General features: G+C 57.8%; 19 protein-coding genes. All 19 read left to right on the forward strand.

All coding sequences use genetic code 11. The features are described 5' to 3' along the window. Window positions 1–28: 28 nt before the first annotated feature. Complete coding sequence (gene rpoC / locus AB1Z25_RS01290) at window positions 29–4,225, forward strand: DNA-directed RNA polymerase subunit beta' (protein ID WP_107797908.1); 4,197 nt, start codon at window positions 29–31, stop codon at window positions 4,223–4,225. Between the two features lie 206 nt (window positions 4,226–4,431). Further along, window positions 4,432–4,803 carry a 30S ribosomal protein S12 gene (gene rpsL, locus AB1Z25_RS01295; RefSeq protein ID WP_019103491.1) on the forward strand — a complete coding sequence of 124 codons (372 nt, stop codon included), beginning with the start codon at window positions 4,432–4,434 and terminating at the stop codon, window positions 4,801–4,803. 109 nt (window positions 4,804–4,912) lie between these two features. Then, a complete protein-coding gene (gene rpsG / locus AB1Z25_RS01300) occupies window positions 4,913–5,383 on the forward strand; it encodes a 30S ribosomal protein S7 (protein ID WP_019103492.1) in 471 nt (156 codons plus the stop codon). 27 nt (window positions 5,384–5,410) lie between these two features. After that, window positions 5,411–7,507: an elongation factor G gene (gene fusA / locus AB1Z25_RS01305; protein WP_107797909.1), complete on the forward strand. Its 2,097-nt coding sequence runs from the start codon at window positions 5,411–5,413 to the stop codon at window positions 7,505–7,507. A gap of 76 nt (window positions 7,508–7,583) precedes the next feature. Next, the gene (gene tuf, locus AB1Z25_RS01310) at window positions 7,584–8,774 is read left to right on the forward strand and encodes an elongation factor Tu (protein ID WP_081574305.1); all 1,191 of its coding nucleotides are present in this window, start codon (window positions 7,584–7,586) and stop codon (window positions 8,772–8,774) included. A 15-nt stretch (window positions 8,775–8,789) separates the two neighbouring features. Beyond that, window positions 8,790–9,101, forward strand: coding sequence for a 30S ribosomal protein S10 (rpsJ, locus tag AB1Z25_RS01315; RefSeq protein WP_011137734.1), 312 nt, complete (start codon window positions 8,790–8,792; stop codon window positions 9,099–9,101). 158 nt (window positions 9,102–9,259) lie between these two features. Beyond that, window positions 9,260–9,904: a 50S ribosomal protein L3 gene (gene rplC / locus AB1Z25_RS01320; RefSeq protein WP_107797928.1), complete on the forward strand. Its 645-nt coding sequence runs from the start codon at window positions 9,260–9,262 to the stop codon at window positions 9,902–9,904. Further along, window positions 9,904–10,524: a 50S ribosomal protein L4 gene (gene rplD, locus AB1Z25_RS01325; RefSeq protein ID WP_048413700.1), complete on the forward strand. Its 621-nt coding sequence runs from the start codon at window positions 9,904–9,906 to the stop codon at window positions 10,522–10,524. Before rplC ends, rplD begins: the two co-directional genes overlap by 1 nt. Then, window positions 10,521–10,829 carry a 50S ribosomal protein L23 gene (gene rplW, locus AB1Z25_RS01330; RefSeq protein ID WP_019100830.1) on the forward strand — a complete coding sequence of 103 codons (309 nt, stop codon included), beginning with the start codon at window positions 10,521–10,523 and terminating at the stop codon, window positions 10,827–10,829. Before rplD ends, rplW begins: the two co-directional genes overlap by 4 nt. 11 nt (window positions 10,830–10,840) lie before the next feature. Continuing rightward, window positions 10,841–11,674 carry a 50S ribosomal protein L2 gene (gene rplB / locus AB1Z25_RS01335; protein WP_231464410.1) on the forward strand — a complete coding sequence of 278 codons (834 nt, stop codon included), beginning with the start codon at window positions 10,841–10,843 and terminating at the stop codon, window positions 11,672–11,674. 6 nt (window positions 11,675–11,680) lie between these two features. Continuing rightward, window positions 11,681–11,959 (forward strand): 30S ribosomal protein S19, encoded by a 279-nt coding sequence (rpsS, locus tag AB1Z25_RS01340; protein WP_019099947.1) that lies wholly within the window; start codon window positions 11,681–11,683, stop codon window positions 11,957–11,959. A gap of 9 nt (window positions 11,960–11,968) precedes the next feature. Then, complete coding sequence (gene rplV / locus AB1Z25_RS01345) at window positions 11,969–12,298, forward strand: 50S ribosomal protein L22 (protein WP_019099946.1); 330 nt, start codon at window positions 11,969–11,971, stop codon at window positions 12,296–12,298. A 10-nt stretch (window positions 12,299–12,308) separates the two neighbouring features. Further along, on the forward strand, window positions 12,309–13,010 hold the full coding sequence (gene rpsC / locus AB1Z25_RS01350; protein WP_043594108.1) for a 30S ribosomal protein S3: 702 nt from the start codon (window positions 12,309–12,311) through the stop codon (window positions 13,008–13,010). Continuing rightward, the gene (gene rplP, locus AB1Z25_RS01355; RefSeq protein WP_019101458.1) at window positions 12,994–13,410 is read left to right on the forward strand and encodes a 50S ribosomal protein L16; all 417 of its coding nucleotides are present in this window, start codon (window positions 12,994–12,996) and stop codon (window positions 13,408–13,410) included. Before rpsC ends, rplP begins: the two co-directional genes overlap by 17 nt. Next, the gene (rpmC, locus tag AB1Z25_RS01360) at window positions 13,410–13,598 is read left to right on the forward strand and encodes a 50S ribosomal protein L29 (protein WP_011137725.1); all 189 of its coding nucleotides are present in this window, start codon (window positions 13,410–13,412) and stop codon (window positions 13,596–13,598) included. Before rplP ends, rpmC begins: the two co-directional genes overlap by 1 nt. A 1-nt stretch (window position 13,599) precedes the next feature. Beyond that, window positions 13,600–13,863: a 30S ribosomal protein S17 gene (rpsQ, locus tag AB1Z25_RS01365; RefSeq protein ID WP_043594104.1), complete on the forward strand. Its 264-nt coding sequence runs from the start codon at window positions 13,600–13,602 to the stop codon at window positions 13,861–13,863. 203 nt (window positions 13,864–14,066) lie between these two features. Continuing rightward, the gene (rplN, locus tag AB1Z25_RS01370; protein ID WP_019104491.1) at window positions 14,067–14,435 is read left to right on the forward strand and encodes a 50S ribosomal protein L14; all 369 of its coding nucleotides are present in this window, start codon (window positions 14,067–14,069) and stop codon (window positions 14,433–14,435) included. Window positions 14,436–14,444: 9 nt separating this feature from the next. After that, window positions 14,445–14,759 carry a 50S ribosomal protein L24 gene (gene rplX, locus AB1Z25_RS01375; protein ID WP_048413703.1) on the forward strand — a complete coding sequence of 105 codons (315 nt, stop codon included), beginning with the start codon at window positions 14,445–14,447 and terminating at the stop codon, window positions 14,757–14,759. A 10-nt stretch (window positions 14,760–14,769) separates the two neighbouring features. Further along, on the forward strand, window positions 14,770–15,309 hold the full coding sequence (gene rplE / locus AB1Z25_RS01380) for a 50S ribosomal protein L5 (RefSeq protein ID WP_019104493.1): 540 nt from the start codon (window positions 14,770–14,772) through the stop codon (window positions 15,307–15,309). Window position 15,310 lies beyond the last annotated feature (1 nt).

Consider the following 15,310-nt stretch of genomic DNA (forward strand, 5'->3'; position numbering starts at 1 on the left):
CCGCGCCTGTCCCCTGACTGGAGACGCAATGAAAGCTCTGCTCGACCTCTTTAAGCAAGTTACGCAAGAAGAAGAGTTTGATGCGATTAAGATCGGCATCGCCTCGCCTGACAAGATCCGTTCCTGGTCTTATGGTGAAGTAAAAAAGCCTGAAACCATCAACTATCGTACCTTCAAACCGGAACGCGACGGCCTGTTCTGCGCGCGCATCTTCGGACCGGTGAAGGACTATGAGTGCTTGTGCGGCAAGTACAAGCGCCTGAAGCATCGCGGCGTGATCTGCGAGAAGTGTGGCGTGGAAGTCACCTTGTCCAAGGTGCGTCGCGAACGCATGGGCCACATCGAGCTGGCCAGCCCGACCGCGCACATCTGGTTCCTGAAGTCGCTGCCGTCGCGTCTGGGCATGGTGCTGGACATGACGCTGCGCGACATCGAACGCGTGCTGTACTTCGAAGCGTTCGTGGTGACCGATCCGGGCATGACCCCGCTGCAATACCGTCAGCTGCTGACCGAAGAGGACTTCCTGGACAAGGAAGACCAGTACGGTGAAGAGTTCGTCGCCATGATGGGCGCCGAAGCGGTCAAGGAACTCTTGAAGAAGCTGAACCTGGACAGCGAGATCGAGACCCTGCGCGCCGAACTCAAGGCCACCAGCTCCGACACCAAGATCAAGAAGATCTCCAAGCGCCTGAAAGTGCTGGAGGCCTTCCAGCGTTCCGGCATGAAGCCGGAATGGATGATCCTGGAAGTGCTGCCGGTGCTGCCGCCGGAACTGCGTCCGCTGGTGCCGCTGGACGGCGGTCGCTTCGCGACTTCCGATCTGAACGATCTGTATCGCCGCGTGATCAACCGTAACAACCGTCTGAAGCGCCTGCTGGAACTGCGCGCGCCGGACATCATCGTGCGCAACGAGAAGCGCATGCTGCAGGAATCGGTTGACTCGCTGCTGGACAACGGCCGTCGCGGCAAGGCGATGACCGGCGCCAACAAGCGTCCGCTGAAATCGCTGGCCGACATGATCAAGGGCAAGGGCGGTCGTTTCCGTCAGAACTTGCTGGGTAAGCGCGTGGACTACTCCGGTCGTTCCGTGATTACCGTGGGCCCGACCCTGCGTCTGCATCAGTGCGGCCTGCCTAAGAAAATGGCGCTGGAGCTGTTCAAGCCTTTCATCTTCCACAAGCTGGAAGTGATGGGCCTGGCCTCCACCATCAAGGCGGCCAAGAAGCTGGTCGAGCAGGAAGTGCCGGAAGTCTGGGACATCCTGGAAGACGTGATCCGCGAGCATCCGGTACTGCTGAACCGTGCGCCTACGCTGCACCGCCTGGGTATCCAGGCGTTCGAGCCGGTGCTGATCGAAGGCAAGGCCATCCAACTGCACCCGCTGGTCTGCGCGGCGTTCAACGCCGACTTCGACGGTGACCAGATGGCCGTTCACGTGCCGCTGTCGCTGGAAGCGCAGATGGAAGCCCGCACCCTGATGCTGGCCACCAACAACGTGCTGTCCCCGGCCAACGGCGACCCGATCATCGTGCCGTCGCAGGATATCGTGTTGGGTCTGTACTACATGACCCGCGATAAGGTGAACGGCAAGGGCGAAGGCATGGTGTTTGCGGACACCAAGGAAGTGCATCGCGCCTACGAAACCCGTCAGGTTGAGCTGGCGACGCGCATCACCGTGCGTCTGCGCGAGTGGGAAAAAGACGAGCAGGGCGAGTTCCAGCCGGTGATCAAGCGTTACGACACCACCGTGGGTCGCGCCATTCTGTCCGACATCCTGCCGAAAGGCCTGCCGTTCGAGCACATCAACAAGGCACTGAAGAAGAAGGAAATCTCCAAGCTGATCAACGTATCGTTCCGCCGTTGCGGCATCCGCGATACCGTGATCTTCGCCGACCAGTTGATGTACACCGGTTTCGCCTACTCCACTCGCGGCGGCATCTCCATTTGCGTGGACGATATGCAGATCCCGGCCAAGAAGGTCGACCTGCTCGCCGACGCGCAGAAGGAAGTCAAAGAGATCGAAGAGCAGTACCGTCAAGGTCTGGTCACCCAGGGCGAACGCTACAACAAGGTAGTGGACATCTGGGGCCGCACCGGCGACAAGATCGCCAAGGCGATGATGGACGAGCTGTCCAAGCAGAAGGTGCTGGACCGCGAAGGCAAGGAAGTCGATCAGGAATCCTTCAACTCCATTTACATGATGGCCGACTCGGGCGCGCGGGGTTCCGCCGCTCAGATCAAGCAGCTGGCCGGCATGCGGGGTCTGATGGCCAAGCCGGACGGCTCGATTATCGAGACGCCGATTACCGCGAACTTCCGCGAAGGCCTGACCGTACTGCAGTACTTTATTTCCACTCACGGTGCGCGTAAGGGTCTGGCGGATACCGCTTTGAAGACCGCGAACTCCGGTTACCTGACGCGTCGTCTGGTCGACGTGACCCAGGACTTGGTGGTGATCGAGGACGATTGCGGCACCAGCAACGGCTTCACCATGAAGGCCGTACTGCAAGGCGGCGACGTGATCGAACCGCTGCGCGACCGCATCCTGGGCCGCGTGGCCGCGATCGACCTGGTGGATCCGTCCACCGGCGAGACCGTGATCGAAGCCGGCACGCTGCTGGACGAGCATCTGGTGGATGTGGTGGACAGCTTGGGCATCGACGAAGTGAAGGTGCGTACCGCCATCACTTGCGACACCCGCTACGGCCTGTGCGCCAAGTGCTATGGTCGCGACCTGGCGCGCGGCAAGCGCGTCAACGCCGGCGAAGCCATCGGCGTGATCGCCGCCCAGTCCATTGGCGAACCGGGCACCCAGCTGACCATGCGTACCTTCCACATCGGTGGCGCGGCGTCGCGAAACGCGGCCGCCAGCCAGGTGGAGGGCAAGTCCAACGGCACCGTGCGCTTCTCCAGTCAGATGCGCTATGTGGCGAACACCAAGGGCGAGCTGATCGTCATCACCCGCTCCGGCGAAGTGGTGATCCACGACGATATGGGCCGTGAGCGCGAGCGTCACAAAGTGCCGTACGGCGCGACCCTGATGGTCACCGACGGTCTGGTGATCAAGGCGGGCGCCGTGTTGGCCACTTGGGACCCGCACACCCGTCCGATCATCACCGAGTACGCTGGCCGCGTGAAGTTCGAAAACGTGGAAGAGGGCAACACCGTAGCCAAGCAGACCGACGAAGTGACGGGTCTGTCGACGCTGGTGGTGATCGATCCGAAGCGCCGCGCCGGTTCGCAGTCTAAGATGCTGCGTCCTCTGGTGAAGCTGCTGGACGACAACGGCAACGAAGTGAAGCTGGCCGGTTCCGAAGCCTCGGTATCGATCACCTTCCAGGTGGGCGCCATTATCACGGTGCGCGACGGTCAGGAAGTGGGCAAGGGCGAAGTGCTGGCCCGCATCCCGCAAGAATCGTCCAAGACCCGCGATATTACCGGTGGTCTGCCGCGTGTGGCCGAGCTGTTCGAAGCGCGTTCGCCGAAAGACGCCGGCATGCTGGCGGAAGTGACCGGTACGATCTCCTTCGGCAAGGACACCAAGGGCAAGCAGCGCCTGATCATCACCGATCTGGAGGGCAACGGTTACGAAAACCTGATCCCGAAAGACAAGCACGTGCTGGTGCACGACGGTCAGGTGGTGAACCGCGGCGAATCCATCGTCGACGGTCCGGTGGATCCGCACGACATTCTGCGTCTGCAGGGTATCGAGGCCTTGGCCCGCTACATCGTTCAAGAGGTGCAGGAGGTGTATCGTCTGCAGGGCGTGAAGATCAACGACAAGCACATCGAGGTGATCATTCGCCAGATGCTGCGTCGCGTGATCATCTCCGACAGCGGCGACACCGAGTTCATCCAGGGCGAGCAGGTGGAACGCGCCGACGCGCTGGAAATGAACGACAAGATGCTGGCGGAAGGCCGTGAGCCTGCGCAGTACGAAAACGTGCTGCTGGGTATCACCAAGGCGTCCTTGTCCACCGACTCCTTCATCTCCGCGGCTTCCTTCCAGGAAACCACCCGCGTGCTGACCGAAGCGGCGATCATGGGCAAGAAGGACGACTTGCGCGGCCTGAAGGAAAACGTGATCGTCGGTCGTCTGATCCCGGCGGGTACCGGCCTGGCTTACCACCGCACCCGTCGCGGTTCGACGCAGCATACGCTGGAAGCGGCCGAAGCTCAGTTCTTCGACATCGCCCCGGCCGACGCGCTCGACAGCAACGAATAACGCTTAGTCGCCCTGGCCGGAAGGGGCGGAATTGCCCGCCTCGGAAGGCCCTGACGCAAAGTGTTGAAAAAACGCTGCCCTATCAACGGTTAAGGTGATGGGGCGGCGTTGTTTTCATTGACGGTAGGACGTTGACTAAAATATAATCCTCCGTCCTTTCTGGCGGCGTGTTGCCGCTGGAGAGCTTCAACTAGGAACTGATAGTAATGCCAACCATTAACCAACTCGTTCGCAAAGGCCGCGTCGCCATCAAGGCGAAGAGCAAGGTGCCTGCGCTGGAAGCCTGCCCGCAGAAGCGTGGCGTGTGCACCCGTGTCTACACCACCACTCCGAAGAAGCCGAACTCGGCTCTGCGTAAAGTGTGCAAGGTTCGTCTGACCAACGGTTTCGAAGTGATTTCCTACATTGGTGGTGAAGGCCACAACCTGCAGGAACACTCCGTAGTGCTGCTCCGCGGCGGTCGTGTAAAAGACTTGCCGGGTGTTCGCTACCACACCGTTCGCGGCTCCCTCGACACCGCAGGTGTTAAAGACCGTAAACAGGCTCGTTCCAAGTACGGCGCCAAGCGTCCCAAGTAATTGGGTTGCACTCAAGGCGGCCTGATCAACACTCAGGGTCGTCTAGTAAGTGACTGCTCCATTGGGTAGTCATGAGCCAAAGCTCAACTGAATAATCTAAGGAAGTAACATGCCACGTCGCAGAGAAGTCCCCAAGCGCGAAATCCTGCCGGATCCGAAGTTCGGTTCCCAGGACCTGTCCAAGTTCATGAACGTAGTCATGATCGATGGCAAGAAATCCGTTGCAGAACGCATCATCTACGGTGCTCTGGAACAGATCGAAAAGAAATCCGGCAAGAATGCCCTGGAAGTATTCAACACCGCTCTGGCCAACGCCAAGCCGGTTGTTGAAGTAAAAAGCCGCCGTGTAGGCGGTGCCAACTATCAAGTTCCTGTTGAAGTACGTCCGTCGCGTCGTATGGCTCTGGCCATGCGTTGGCTGCGCGACGCTGCGCGCAAGCGCGGCGAAAAGTCCATGGACCTGCGCCTGGCTGGTGAGTTGCTCGACGCGGCCGAAGGCCGTGGCGGCGCGATGAAGAAGCGTGACGAAGTGCACCGTATGGCAGAAGCCAACAAGGCCTTCTCGCACTTCCGCTTCTAAGCAGACCCACTATTTAAGGTGTAGATCGTGGCAAGGAAAACCCCCATTGAGCGTTACCGTAACATCGGTATCTCCGCTCACATTGACGCCGGTAAGACGACCACTACCGAGCGTATTCTGTTTTACACCGGTGTGAACCACAAGCTGGGCGAGGTTCATGACGGCGCTGCCACCACCGACTGGATGGAGCAGGAGCAGGAGCGTGGCATTACCATCACCTCCGCTGCTGTGACCACCTTCTGGAAAGGTATGGGGATGCAGTTCCCCGAGCACCGCTTCAACATCATCGACACCCCGGGACACGTGGACTTTACCATTGAGGTAGAGCGTTCCATGCGTGTACTGGACGGCGCGGTGATGGTGTACTGCGCGGTGGGCGGCGTTCAGCCCCAGTCTGAAACCGTATGGCGTCAGGCTAACAAGTACAAAGTTCCGCGTATCGCCTTCGTGAACAAGATGGACCGTCAAGGCGCCAACTTCTTCCGTGCGGTTGAACAGGTGAAGACTCGCCTGCGCGGCAACCCGGTGCCCATCGTTGTGCCTATCGGCGCTGAAGATGGTTTCACCGGCGTGGTTGATCTGTTGAAGATGAAGGCCATCATCTGGGATGAAGCGTCCCAGGGCATGAAATTCGAATACGGCGACATCCCGGCCGATCTGGTTTCCGTGGCCGAAGAATGGCGCGAGAAAATGGTCGAAGCCGCTGCTGAAGTCAGCGACGAGATGATGGACAAGTACTTGGGCGGCGAAACGCTGACCGAGGAAGAAATCATCGCCGGCCTGCGCGAGCGTACCCTGCGTTGCGAAATTCAGCCGATGCTGTGCGGCTCCGCGTTCAAGAACAAGGGTGTTCAGCGCATGCTGGACGCCGTGATTGAACTGCTGCCGGCGCCGATCGACATTCCGGCCATCGCGGGTGAAACCGACGGCAAGCCGGCCGAGCGTCACGCTTCCGACGACGAGCCGTTCTCGGCTCTGGCGTTCAAGCTGATGAACGACCCGTACGTTGGTCAGCTGACCTTCTTCCGCGTCTACTCCGGTGTGGTGAAGTCCGGTGATACCGTGCTGAACTCCATCAAGGGCAAGAAAGAGCGTATCGGCCGTATCGTGCAGATGATGGCGAACGACCGTATCGAGCTGGAAGAAGTGCGTGCCGGCGACATCGCCGCCGCCATCGGCCTGAAAGAAGTGACCACCGGCGAAACCCTGTGCGATCTGAACGCCGAAATCATCCTGGAGCGCATGGAGTTCCCGGAGCCGGTGATTCACGTTGCCGTTGAGCCGAAGACCAAGGCCGACCAGGAGAAGATGGGCGTTGCCCTGAACCGCCTGGCCAAGGAAGACCCGTCGTTCCGCGTGCGTACCGACGAAGAATCCGGCCAGACCATTATTTCCGGTATGGGCGAACTGCACCTGGAAATTCTGGTTGACCGCATGCGGCGTGAATTTGGCGTTGAAGCCAACGTTGGCGCTCCGCAAGTGGCTTACCGCGAAACCATTACCAAAGTCGTTACCGACGTTGACGGCAAGCACGTCAAGCAGTCCGGTGGTAAGGGTCAGTACGGCCATGCAGTCATTACCCTGGAGCCGTCCGGCGAAGGCAATGGCTACAAGTTTGTCGACGAGATCAAGGGTGGCGTGATTCCGCGTGAATTCATCCCGTCCGTGGACAAGGGTATTCAGAACACCCTGTCCAGCGGTATTCTCGCCGGCTTCCCGGTGGTGGACGTTACCGTGCGTCTGACCTTCGGTTCCTACCACGACGTCGACTCCTCGCAGATCGCGTTCGAACTGGCGGGCTCCCTGGCATTCAAAGAAGCCATGCGCCGCGCCGGTCCGTGCATCCTCGAGCCGATGATGGCGGTGGAAGTGGAAACTCCGGAAGAGTACATGGGCGATGTAATGGGCGACTTGAACCGTCGTCGCGGCATCGTTCAGGGTATGGACGACGATGGTTTGGGTGGCAAGAAGATCAAGGCCGAAGTACCGCTGGCCGAGATGTTCGGTTACTCCACCGACCTGCGCTCCGCTACCCAGGGTCGTGCGACCTACTCCATGGAGTTCAAGCACTACTCCGAAGCTCCGAAGCATGTTGCTGACGCCGTAATGGCCGCCCGCAAGTAATGCGCGCTGAGGCTGGCCGGATTTAACGATTCGGCCAGTCCCGATCTAATGTTCTTTAATCAAGGATTTTTGCAAAATGGCAAAAGAAAAGTTTGAGCGGACTAAACCGCACGTAAACGTAGGCACCATCGGTCACGTGGACCATGGTAAAACCACTCTGACCGCTGCTATCACCACCATTCTGTCCAAGAAGTTCGGCGGCGAAGCCAAAGACTACTCCCAGATCGACAGCGCGCCGGAAGAGAAGGCTCGTGGTATTACCATTAATACCGCTCACGTAGAATACGAAACCGAGTCCCGCCACTACGCTCACGTAGACTGCCCGGGTCACGCCGACTACGTTAAGAACATGATTACCGGTGCTGCCCAGATGGACGGCGCTATCCTGGTGTGCTCGGCCGCTGACGGTCCGATGCCGCAAACCCGCGAACACATCCTGCTGTCCCGTCAGGTTGGCGTTCCGTACATCATCGTGTTCCTGAACAAGGCCGACCTGGTGGACGACGCTGAGCTGCTGGAACTGGTTGAAATGGAAGTTCGCGATCTGCTGTCTTCCTACGACTTCCCGGGCGACGACACCCCGGTGGTGATCGGCTCCGCTCGTCTGGCGCTGGAAGGCGACCAGTCCGAATACGGCGAACCGGCCATCTTCAAGCTGGCTGCTGCTCTGGACTCCTACATCCCGACTCCGGAACGCGCCATCGACAAGCCGTTCCTGCTGCCGATCGAAGACGTGTTCTCGATCTCCGGCCGCGGCACCGTGGTGACCGGTCGCGTGGAGCGCGGCATTGTTAAAGTCGGCGAAGAGCTGGAAATCGTGGGCCTGAAGGCTACCGCGAAGACCACTTGCACCGGCGTGGAAATGTTCCGCAAGCTGCTGGACCAAGGTCAGGCAGGCGACAACGTTGGCGTGCTGCTGCGCGGCACCAAGCGTGAAGATGTTGAGCGTGGCCAGGTACTGGCTAAGCCGGGCAGCATCACCCCGCACACCAAGTTCGGCGCTTCGGTATACGTACTGAGCAAAGACGAAGGTGGTCGTCACACCCCGTTCTTCGCGAACTACCGTCCGCAGTTCTACTTCCGTACCACCGACGTAACGGGCGCCGTTACCCTGTCGGAAGGCGTGGAAATGGTAATGCCGGGCGACAACGTGGAAATCACTGTTGAGCTGATCGCCCCGATCGCCATGGAAGAAGGTCTGCGTTTCGCCATCCGTGAAGGCGGTCGTACCGTCGGCGCCGGCGTTGTTGCCAAGATCATCGCTTAAGGATCGGAGAATCTAATGTCTAGCCAGAAAATCCGCATCCGCCTGAAGGCTTTCGATTACAACCTGATCGATCGCTCCGCTCAGGAAATCGTTGAAACCGCCAAGCGCACCGGCGCCGTTGTTAAAGGCCCGGTTCCGCTGCCGACCAAGATCGAGCGTTTCAACGTGCTGCGTTCCCCGCACGTGAACAAGACTTCCCGCGATCAGCTGGAAATCCGCACTCACCTGCGTCTGATGGACATCGTGGATCCGACCGACAAGACCGTCGATGCTTTGATGAAGCTCGACCTGCCGGCCGGTGTGGATGTGGAAATCAAGCTGCAGTAATCGCTTAAGTTCAAGGGTTTGCGAGCTAAGTTCTTGCGATTCTTGAATTTTCTGTGATACATTAGCGGACTCGCCATTTTGGCGAGTCCGTTTTTGTTTTTTCTGTCGTGTTTTTTATGCCGGTCAATCGTAATCGGCGCCTGAAAAAGGAAATAAACATGAGTTTAGGTCTTGTCGGTCGCAAAGTCGGCATGACCCGCATTTTTGCCGAAGATGGCGCAACCATCCCGGTAACTGTGCTGGACATGTCCGCTAACCGCGTCACGCAAATCAAAACTGCTGAAACCGACGGCTACAATGCCGTGCAGGTTACCTATGGCTCCAAAAAGGCCAGCCGTGTTGTTAAGGCTGCCGCGGGCCACTTCGCCAAGGCTGGCGTTGAAGCAGGTCTGGGTCTGGTCGAGTTTCCGCTGACCGCCTCCGATCTGTCCAACTTCAAGCCGGGCGATGCCATCGCTGTTGAGATCTTCACCGTTGGTCAACTGGTTGATGTAACCGGTACCTCCAAAGGTAAAGGCTTCTCCGGCGTGATCAAGCGTCACAACTTCTCTTCCAACCGTGCTTCCCATGGTAACTCGCGTTCGCATAACACGCCGGGTTCCATCGGTCAGGCGCAAGATCCGGGCCGCGTTTTCCCGGGTAAGCGCATGGCGGGCCAATACGGTAACGTCAAGAGCACCGTGCAGTGCCTGGAAATCGTTCGTGTCGATGCCGAGCGTCAACTGATTCTGGTTAAAGGTGCTGTTCCTGGCGCCAAGAACGGTGACGTAGTCGTTCGTCCTAGCGTGAAGGCAGGTGCGTGATGGAATTGAATGTAATCAATACCCAAGGCAAGGCTGTTGGCAGCCTGCAAGTGTCCGACTCTTTGTTCGGCCGCGAGTACAACGAAGCCCTGGTGCACCAGGTTGTTACCGCATTCCTGGCGAATGCTCGTAGCGCCAACCGCGCCCAGCTGACCCGTGCTGAAGTGAAGCACTCGACCAAGAAGCCTTTCCGTCAGAAAGGTACTGGTAACGCTCGTGCCGGTATGACTTCCACCCCGAACCGTCGTGGTGGTGGCCGTGCCTTCCCGAACAAGCCGGACGAGAACTTCACCCAGAAAGTTAACCGCAAGATGTTCCGTGCAGGCATGGCCGCGATTCTGTCGCAGCTGGTTCGCGACGAACGCCTGATCGTGGTTGACGAACTGAACGTTGAAAGCCCGAAGACCAAAGAATTCGTTGGCGCCGTTCAGCCCATGGGCCTGGAGCAGGCTTTGTTCATCACTAGCGAGCTGAGCGAAAACCTCTATCTCTCTTCGCGTAACCTGACTAACGTGCTGGTTATCGAAGCGGTTCAAGCTGACCCGTACAGCCTGTTGCGCTTCAAGAAGACCGTGATCACTCGCGATGCTGTGAAGCAACTTGAGGAGCAGTGGGCATGAACCAAGAACGTCTGTTGCAAGTAATTCTTGCTCCCATCGTTTCCGAAAAGAGCACCATGATTGCTGAGAAGAACCAGCAAATGGCGTTCCGCGTTGCTAAAGATGCGACCAAGCCGGAAATCAAGGCTGCTGTTGAAATGCTGTTCAATGTAAAAGTTGAAGGTGTTTCCACTGTCAATGTCAAGGGCAAGGTTAAGCGCTTTGGCCGTTCCATCGGTCGTCGCAGTGACTGGAAAAAGGCCTACGTTAGCCTGGTGGAAGGTCAAGAAATTGATCTGACCGCTACCCCGGCCGCAGCGGAGTAAGGAGATAGAGCATGCCTATCGTTAAGGTAAAACCGACTTCCGCGGGCCGCCGTGCCGTTGTCAAGGTAGTAAACCCTGACCTGCACAAAGGTGCTCCGCACGCCGCCCTGTTGGAAAAGAAATCTTCCACCGGTGGCCGTAATCACAATGGTCACATCACCACGCGTCATCGTGGCGGTGGCCATAAGAAGCACTACCGCATCATCGACTTCCGTCGCAACAAGGATGGCATCCCGGCGAAAGTGGAACGCATCGAATACGATCCGAACCGCACCGCCCACATCGCCCTCCTGTGCTACGCCGATGGCGAGCGTCGCTACATCATCGCCCCGCGCGGTGTGAAGGCCGGCGCCGAGCTGTTGTCCGGCGCGGAAGCTCCGATCAAGGCCGGTAACGCTCTGCCGATCCGCAATATCCCGGTGGGTACCACTATCCACTGCGTGGAAATGCAGCCTGGCAAGGGCGCCCAGATGGTTCGTTCCGCTGGTGCATCCGCAATGCTGCTGGCTCGCGAAGGCGCTTACGCTCAACTGCGTCTGCGCTCGGGCGAAATCCGCCTGGTGCATGTTGATTGCCGTGCAACTATTGGTGAAGTGGGTAACGAAGAGCACTCCCTGCGCAAGCTGGGTAAAGCTGGTGCTACCCGCTGGCGTGGTATCCGTCCGACCGTACGTGGCGTTGCCATGAACCCGGTTGACCACCCGCATGGTGGTGGTGAAGGCCGCACTGGTGAAGGCCGTGTGCCGGTTAGCCCGTGGGGTACTCCGACTAAGGGCTTCCGTACCCGCCGCAACAAGCGTACCGACAATATGATCGTACGCCGTCGCTATTCCAAAAAAGGGTAATTGACAATGGCACGTTCGCAGAAAAAAGGCCCGTTCGTTGATCTGCATCTGCTGAAAAAAGTAGATGCGGTGCGGGCAACCAGCGACAAGCGTCCGATCAAGACTTGGTCGCGTCGTTCGACCATCCTGCCGGATTTCATTGGTCTGACCATCGCTGTGCACAACGGTCGCACCCATGTGCCTGTTTATGTTTCCGAAAACATGGTCGGCCATAAACTGGGCGAATTCTCGCTGACTCGTACCTTCAAAGGCCACGCGGCCGATAAGAAGGCGAAGAAGAGATAAGGTGAAGCGATGAGAGTATCTGCAAATCTGAAAAGCGTTCGCCTGTCGGCACAAAAATGCCGCCTGGTGGCCGATCTGATCCGCGGCAAGTCCGTTGATCAGGCTCTGAATATCTTGGCCTTCTCCCCGAAGAAGGGCGCGGTAATCATCAAGAAAGTGCTGGAATCTGCCATCGCTAACGCCGAGCACAACGAAGGCGCCGACATTGACACCCTGCGTGTTACCGGCATCTTTGTTGACAAAGGCGCTAGTCTGAAGCGTTTCACTGCCCGTGCTAAGGGTCGTGGCAATCGCATCGAAAAGCAGACCTGCCACATCTCGTTGACCGTTGGCAATTAAGGGGTAAGAAATGGGTCAGAAGATTCATCCGACGGGATTCCGTCTTGCCGTTAACAAAAACTGGTCTTCCAAGTGGTTCGCGAATTCGCAGAACTTCCCGGAAATGCTGAAGCAGGATATCGAAGTTCGCGAATTCCTGAAAAAGCGTCTGGGTCACGCTTCGGTTGGCCGTGTGACCATCGAGCGCCCGGCTAAGTCCGCCCGCATCACCATCCACAGTGCCCGCCCGGGTGTTGTGATCGGTAAAAAAGGCGAAGACATCGAGCTGCTCAAGCAAGAACTGCAAAAGCGCCTGGGCGTTCCTGTGCATGTGAACATCGAAGAAGTTCGCAAGCCGGAACTGGACGCTCAAATCATCGCCGACGGCATCGCTTCCCAGCTGGAGAAGCGCGTGATGTTCCGTCGCGCCATGAAACGCGCTATGCAAAACGCAATGCGCATGGGCGCTCAAGGCATCAAGATCATGAGCTCCGGCCGTCTGAACGGTATCGACATCGCTCGTAGCGAATGGTACCGCGAAGGCCGCGTGCCGCTGCATACCCTGCGCGCAGACGTAGACTACGCAACCTCCGAAGCCAAGACCACCTACGGGATCATCGGCATCAAGGTATGGGTATACAAGGGCGAGCTCAAGCCGGGTCAAGTTCAGCCGGCTCCGGTAGCGACCGAGAAGAAATCGAGAAAGGGTGCTCGAAATGCTGCAGCCAACTAGACTCAAGTACCGTAAACAGCATAAAGGCCGCAACACGGGTATCGCTACTCGTGGCAACAAAGTGAGCTTTGGTGATTTCGGTCTGAAGGCGGTTGGTCGTGGTCGTCTGACCGCGCGCCAGATCGAAGCTGCGCGTCGCGCGATGACTCGTCACATCAAACGTGGCGGCCGCATCTGGATCCGCATCTTCCCGGACAAGCCGATCACCTCCAAGCCTGCTGAAGTTCGTATGGGTGGGGGTAAAGGCTCTCCGGAGTACTACGTGGCCGAAATCCAGCCTGGCAAGATGCTGTATGAAATGGATGGTGTTTCCGAGGAACTCGCTCGCGAAGCTTTCCGTCTGGCCGCAGCCAAGTTGCCGATCGCCACTGTGTTTGTAACTAGACAGGTAGGTCAGTAATGAAAGCGTCCGAACTGAAAGCCAAAACTGTTGACGAGCTGAAGGCGGAACTGCTTAGCCTCTTGAAGGCCCAGTTTGCTCTGCGTATGCAGCACGCCACTCAGCAACTCGCCAAGACCTCTGAACTGAAGAAAGTACGTCGCGACATCGCTCGCGTGCGCACCGTTCTGAAAGAAAAGGCAGTTTAAGATGAGCGAAACCAAAGTGGTACGTACGCTGACCGGTACCGTAGTCAGCGACAAGATGGATAAGACCGTGACCGTACTGGTCGAGCGCAAAGTAAAGCACCCGATCTACGGCAAAATTATCCGTCGTTCTAAGAAGTTCCACGCGCACGACGAGAACAACGAGTTCAAGGCCGGCGATATCGTTGTTATCAGCGAGTCCCGTCCGCTCTCGAAGACCAAGACGTGGGTGGTAACTGCCCTGGTAGAGAAATCCCGCCAGGTGTAAAGACTTGCAGGGGGCGAAAGCTCCCTGTATAATGGCCATCTTCCTGCTCCTATCGAGTAGGAGTTCCGCCCTTACGGGGTCCAAAACTGGCCGTTGGATACGCCACAGTTTCTGTGGCGTTTCGTCTGTTTGGTCTTGCTCTTATGCGAGAAACCGGCAGGTGAGAGTGACGGATAAAGTTGGATTAGAAAGGTAATCATCACATGATCCAAATGCAGACCATGCTTGAGGTCGCTGACAATACAGGTGCGCGTCACGTTATGTGCATCAAGGTATTGGGCGGTTCCAAGCGTCGCTATGCAAGCGTAGGCGACATCATCAAGGTGACCATCAAGGATGCTGCTCCGCGCGGACGCGTCAAAAAAGGCGACGTTTACAACGCGGTTGTGGTTCGCACTGCCAAAGGCGTGCGTCGTCCGGATGGCTCGTTGATCAAGTTCGACGGCAATGCCGCCGTCCTGCTCAACAACAAGCTTGAGCCTATCGGCACTCGTATCTTCGGGCCTGTTACGCGTGAACTGCGTACCGAGCGCTTCATGAAGATCGTTTCGCTGGCTCCTGAAGTACTGTAAGGAGATCGCATGCGCAAAATTCGCAAGGGTGATGAAGTCGTAGTAATCACCGGCAAAGACAAAGGTAAGCGCGGCACCGTTCTGCGCGTTCTGGACGAGAAACTGGTTGTTGAAGGCGTGAATGTCGCCAAGAAACACCAGAAGCCGAATCCGGTGCGTGGCGTGGCCGGCGGCATCGTTGAAAAGACCATGCCTGTTGACGCATCGAACGTCGCCATTTTCAATCCGGCAAGCCAAAAGGCTGACCGCGTAGGCTTCAAGGTTCTTGAAGACGGCCGCAAGGTACGCGTGTTCAAGTCCAACGGCGAAGTCATTGGCGCGTAAGGAAGAAAACATGGCACGTCTCTACGATTTCTACAAAGACACCGTAGTGCCTGAACTGATGAAACAGTTCGGCTACAAGTCGATCATGCAAGTCCCGCGCATTGAGAAGATCACTGTGAACATGGGTGTGGGCGAAGCTGTTGCCGATAAAAAGGTAATGGATTTCGCCGTGGGCGACCTGGAAAAGATCGCCGGCCAGAAGCCGGTTGTCACCACCGCTCGCAAATCCATCGCAGGCTTCAAGATTCGCGATCACTACCCGGTAGGTTGCAAGGTAACTCTGCGTCGCGAACGCATGTACGAGTTCCTGGACCGCCTGGTGACGATCGCGCTGCCGCGCGTTCGCGACTTCCGTGGTGTTTCCGCCAAGTCTTTCGACGGCCGCGGCAACTACAACATGGGCGTTAAAGAACAGATCATCTTCCCGGAAATCGAGTACGACAAGATCGATGCTCTGCGTGGTATGAACATTACTGTTACCACCACCGCGAAGACTGACGAAGAGGCCCGCGCTTTGCTGGCCGCGTTCAAGTTCCCGTTCAAGGGTTAAG

The organism is Chromobacterium sp. HL1, from assembly GCF_057418835.1.

Bases quoted from the DNA above. Each gene is read 5' to 3' on its own strand.
- rpsJ (WP_011137734.1), top strand. From the start codon at position 8,790: ATGTCTAGCCAGAAAATCCGCATCCGCCTGAAGGCTTTCGATTACAAC.
- rpmC (WP_011137725.1), top strand. From the start codon at position 13,410: ATGAAAGCGTCCGAACTGAAAGCCAAAACTGTTGACGAGCTGAAGGCG.
- rpsL (WP_019103491.1), top strand. From the start codon at position 4,432: ATGCCAACCATTAACCAACTCGTTCGCAAAGGCCGCGTCGCCATCAAG.
- rplV (WP_019099946.1), top strand. From the start codon at position 11,969: ATGAGAGTATCTGCAAATCTGAAAAGCGTTCGCCTGTCGGCACAAAAA.
- rplP (WP_019101458.1), top strand. From the start codon at position 12,994: ATGCTGCAGCCAACTAGACTCAAGTACCGTAAACAGCATAAAGGCCGC.
- rpsG (WP_019103492.1), top strand. From the start codon at position 4,913: ATGCCACGTCGCAGAGAAGTCCCCAAGCGCGAAATCCTGCCGGATCCG.
- rplC (WP_107797928.1), top strand. From the start codon at position 9,260: ATGAGTTTAGGTCTTGTCGGTCGCAAAGTCGGCATGACCCGCATTTTT.
- tuf (WP_081574305.1), top strand. From the start codon at position 7,584: ATGGCAAAAGAAAAGTTTGAGCGGACTAAACCGCACGTAAACGTAGGC.
- rplB (WP_231464410.1), top strand. From the start codon at position 10,841: ATGCCTATCGTTAAGGTAAAACCGACTTCCGCGGGCCGCCGTGCCGTT.
- rplX (WP_048413703.1), top strand. From the start codon at position 14,445: ATGCGCAAAATTCGCAAGGGTGATGAAGTCGTAGTAATCACCGGCAAA.
- rpsC (WP_043594108.1), top strand. From the start codon at position 12,309: ATGGGTCAGAAGATTCATCCGACGGGATTCCGTCTTGCCGTTAACAAA.
- rplE (WP_019104493.1), top strand. From the start codon at position 14,770: ATGGCACGTCTCTACGATTTCTACAAAGACACCGTAGTGCCTGAACTG.
- rplN (WP_019104491.1), top strand. From the start codon at position 14,067: ATGATCCAAATGCAGACCATGCTTGAGGTCGCTGACAATACAGGTGCG.
- rpsS (WP_019099947.1), top strand. From the start codon at position 11,681: ATGGCACGTTCGCAGAAAAAAGGCCCGTTCGTTGATCTGCATCTGCTG.
- rpoC (WP_107797908.1), top strand. From the start codon at position 29: ATGAAAGCTCTGCTCGACCTCTTTAAGCAAGTTACGCAAGAAGAAGAG.
- rpsQ (WP_043594104.1), top strand. From the start codon at position 13,600: ATGAGCGAAACCAAAGTGGTACGTACGCTGACCGGTACCGTAGTCAGC.
- rplW (WP_019100830.1), top strand. From the start codon at position 10,521: ATGAACCAAGAACGTCTGTTGCAAGTAATTCTTGCTCCCATCGTTTCC.
- rplD (WP_048413700.1), top strand. From the start codon at position 9,904: ATGGAATTGAATGTAATCAATACCCAAGGCAAGGCTGTTGGCAGCCTG.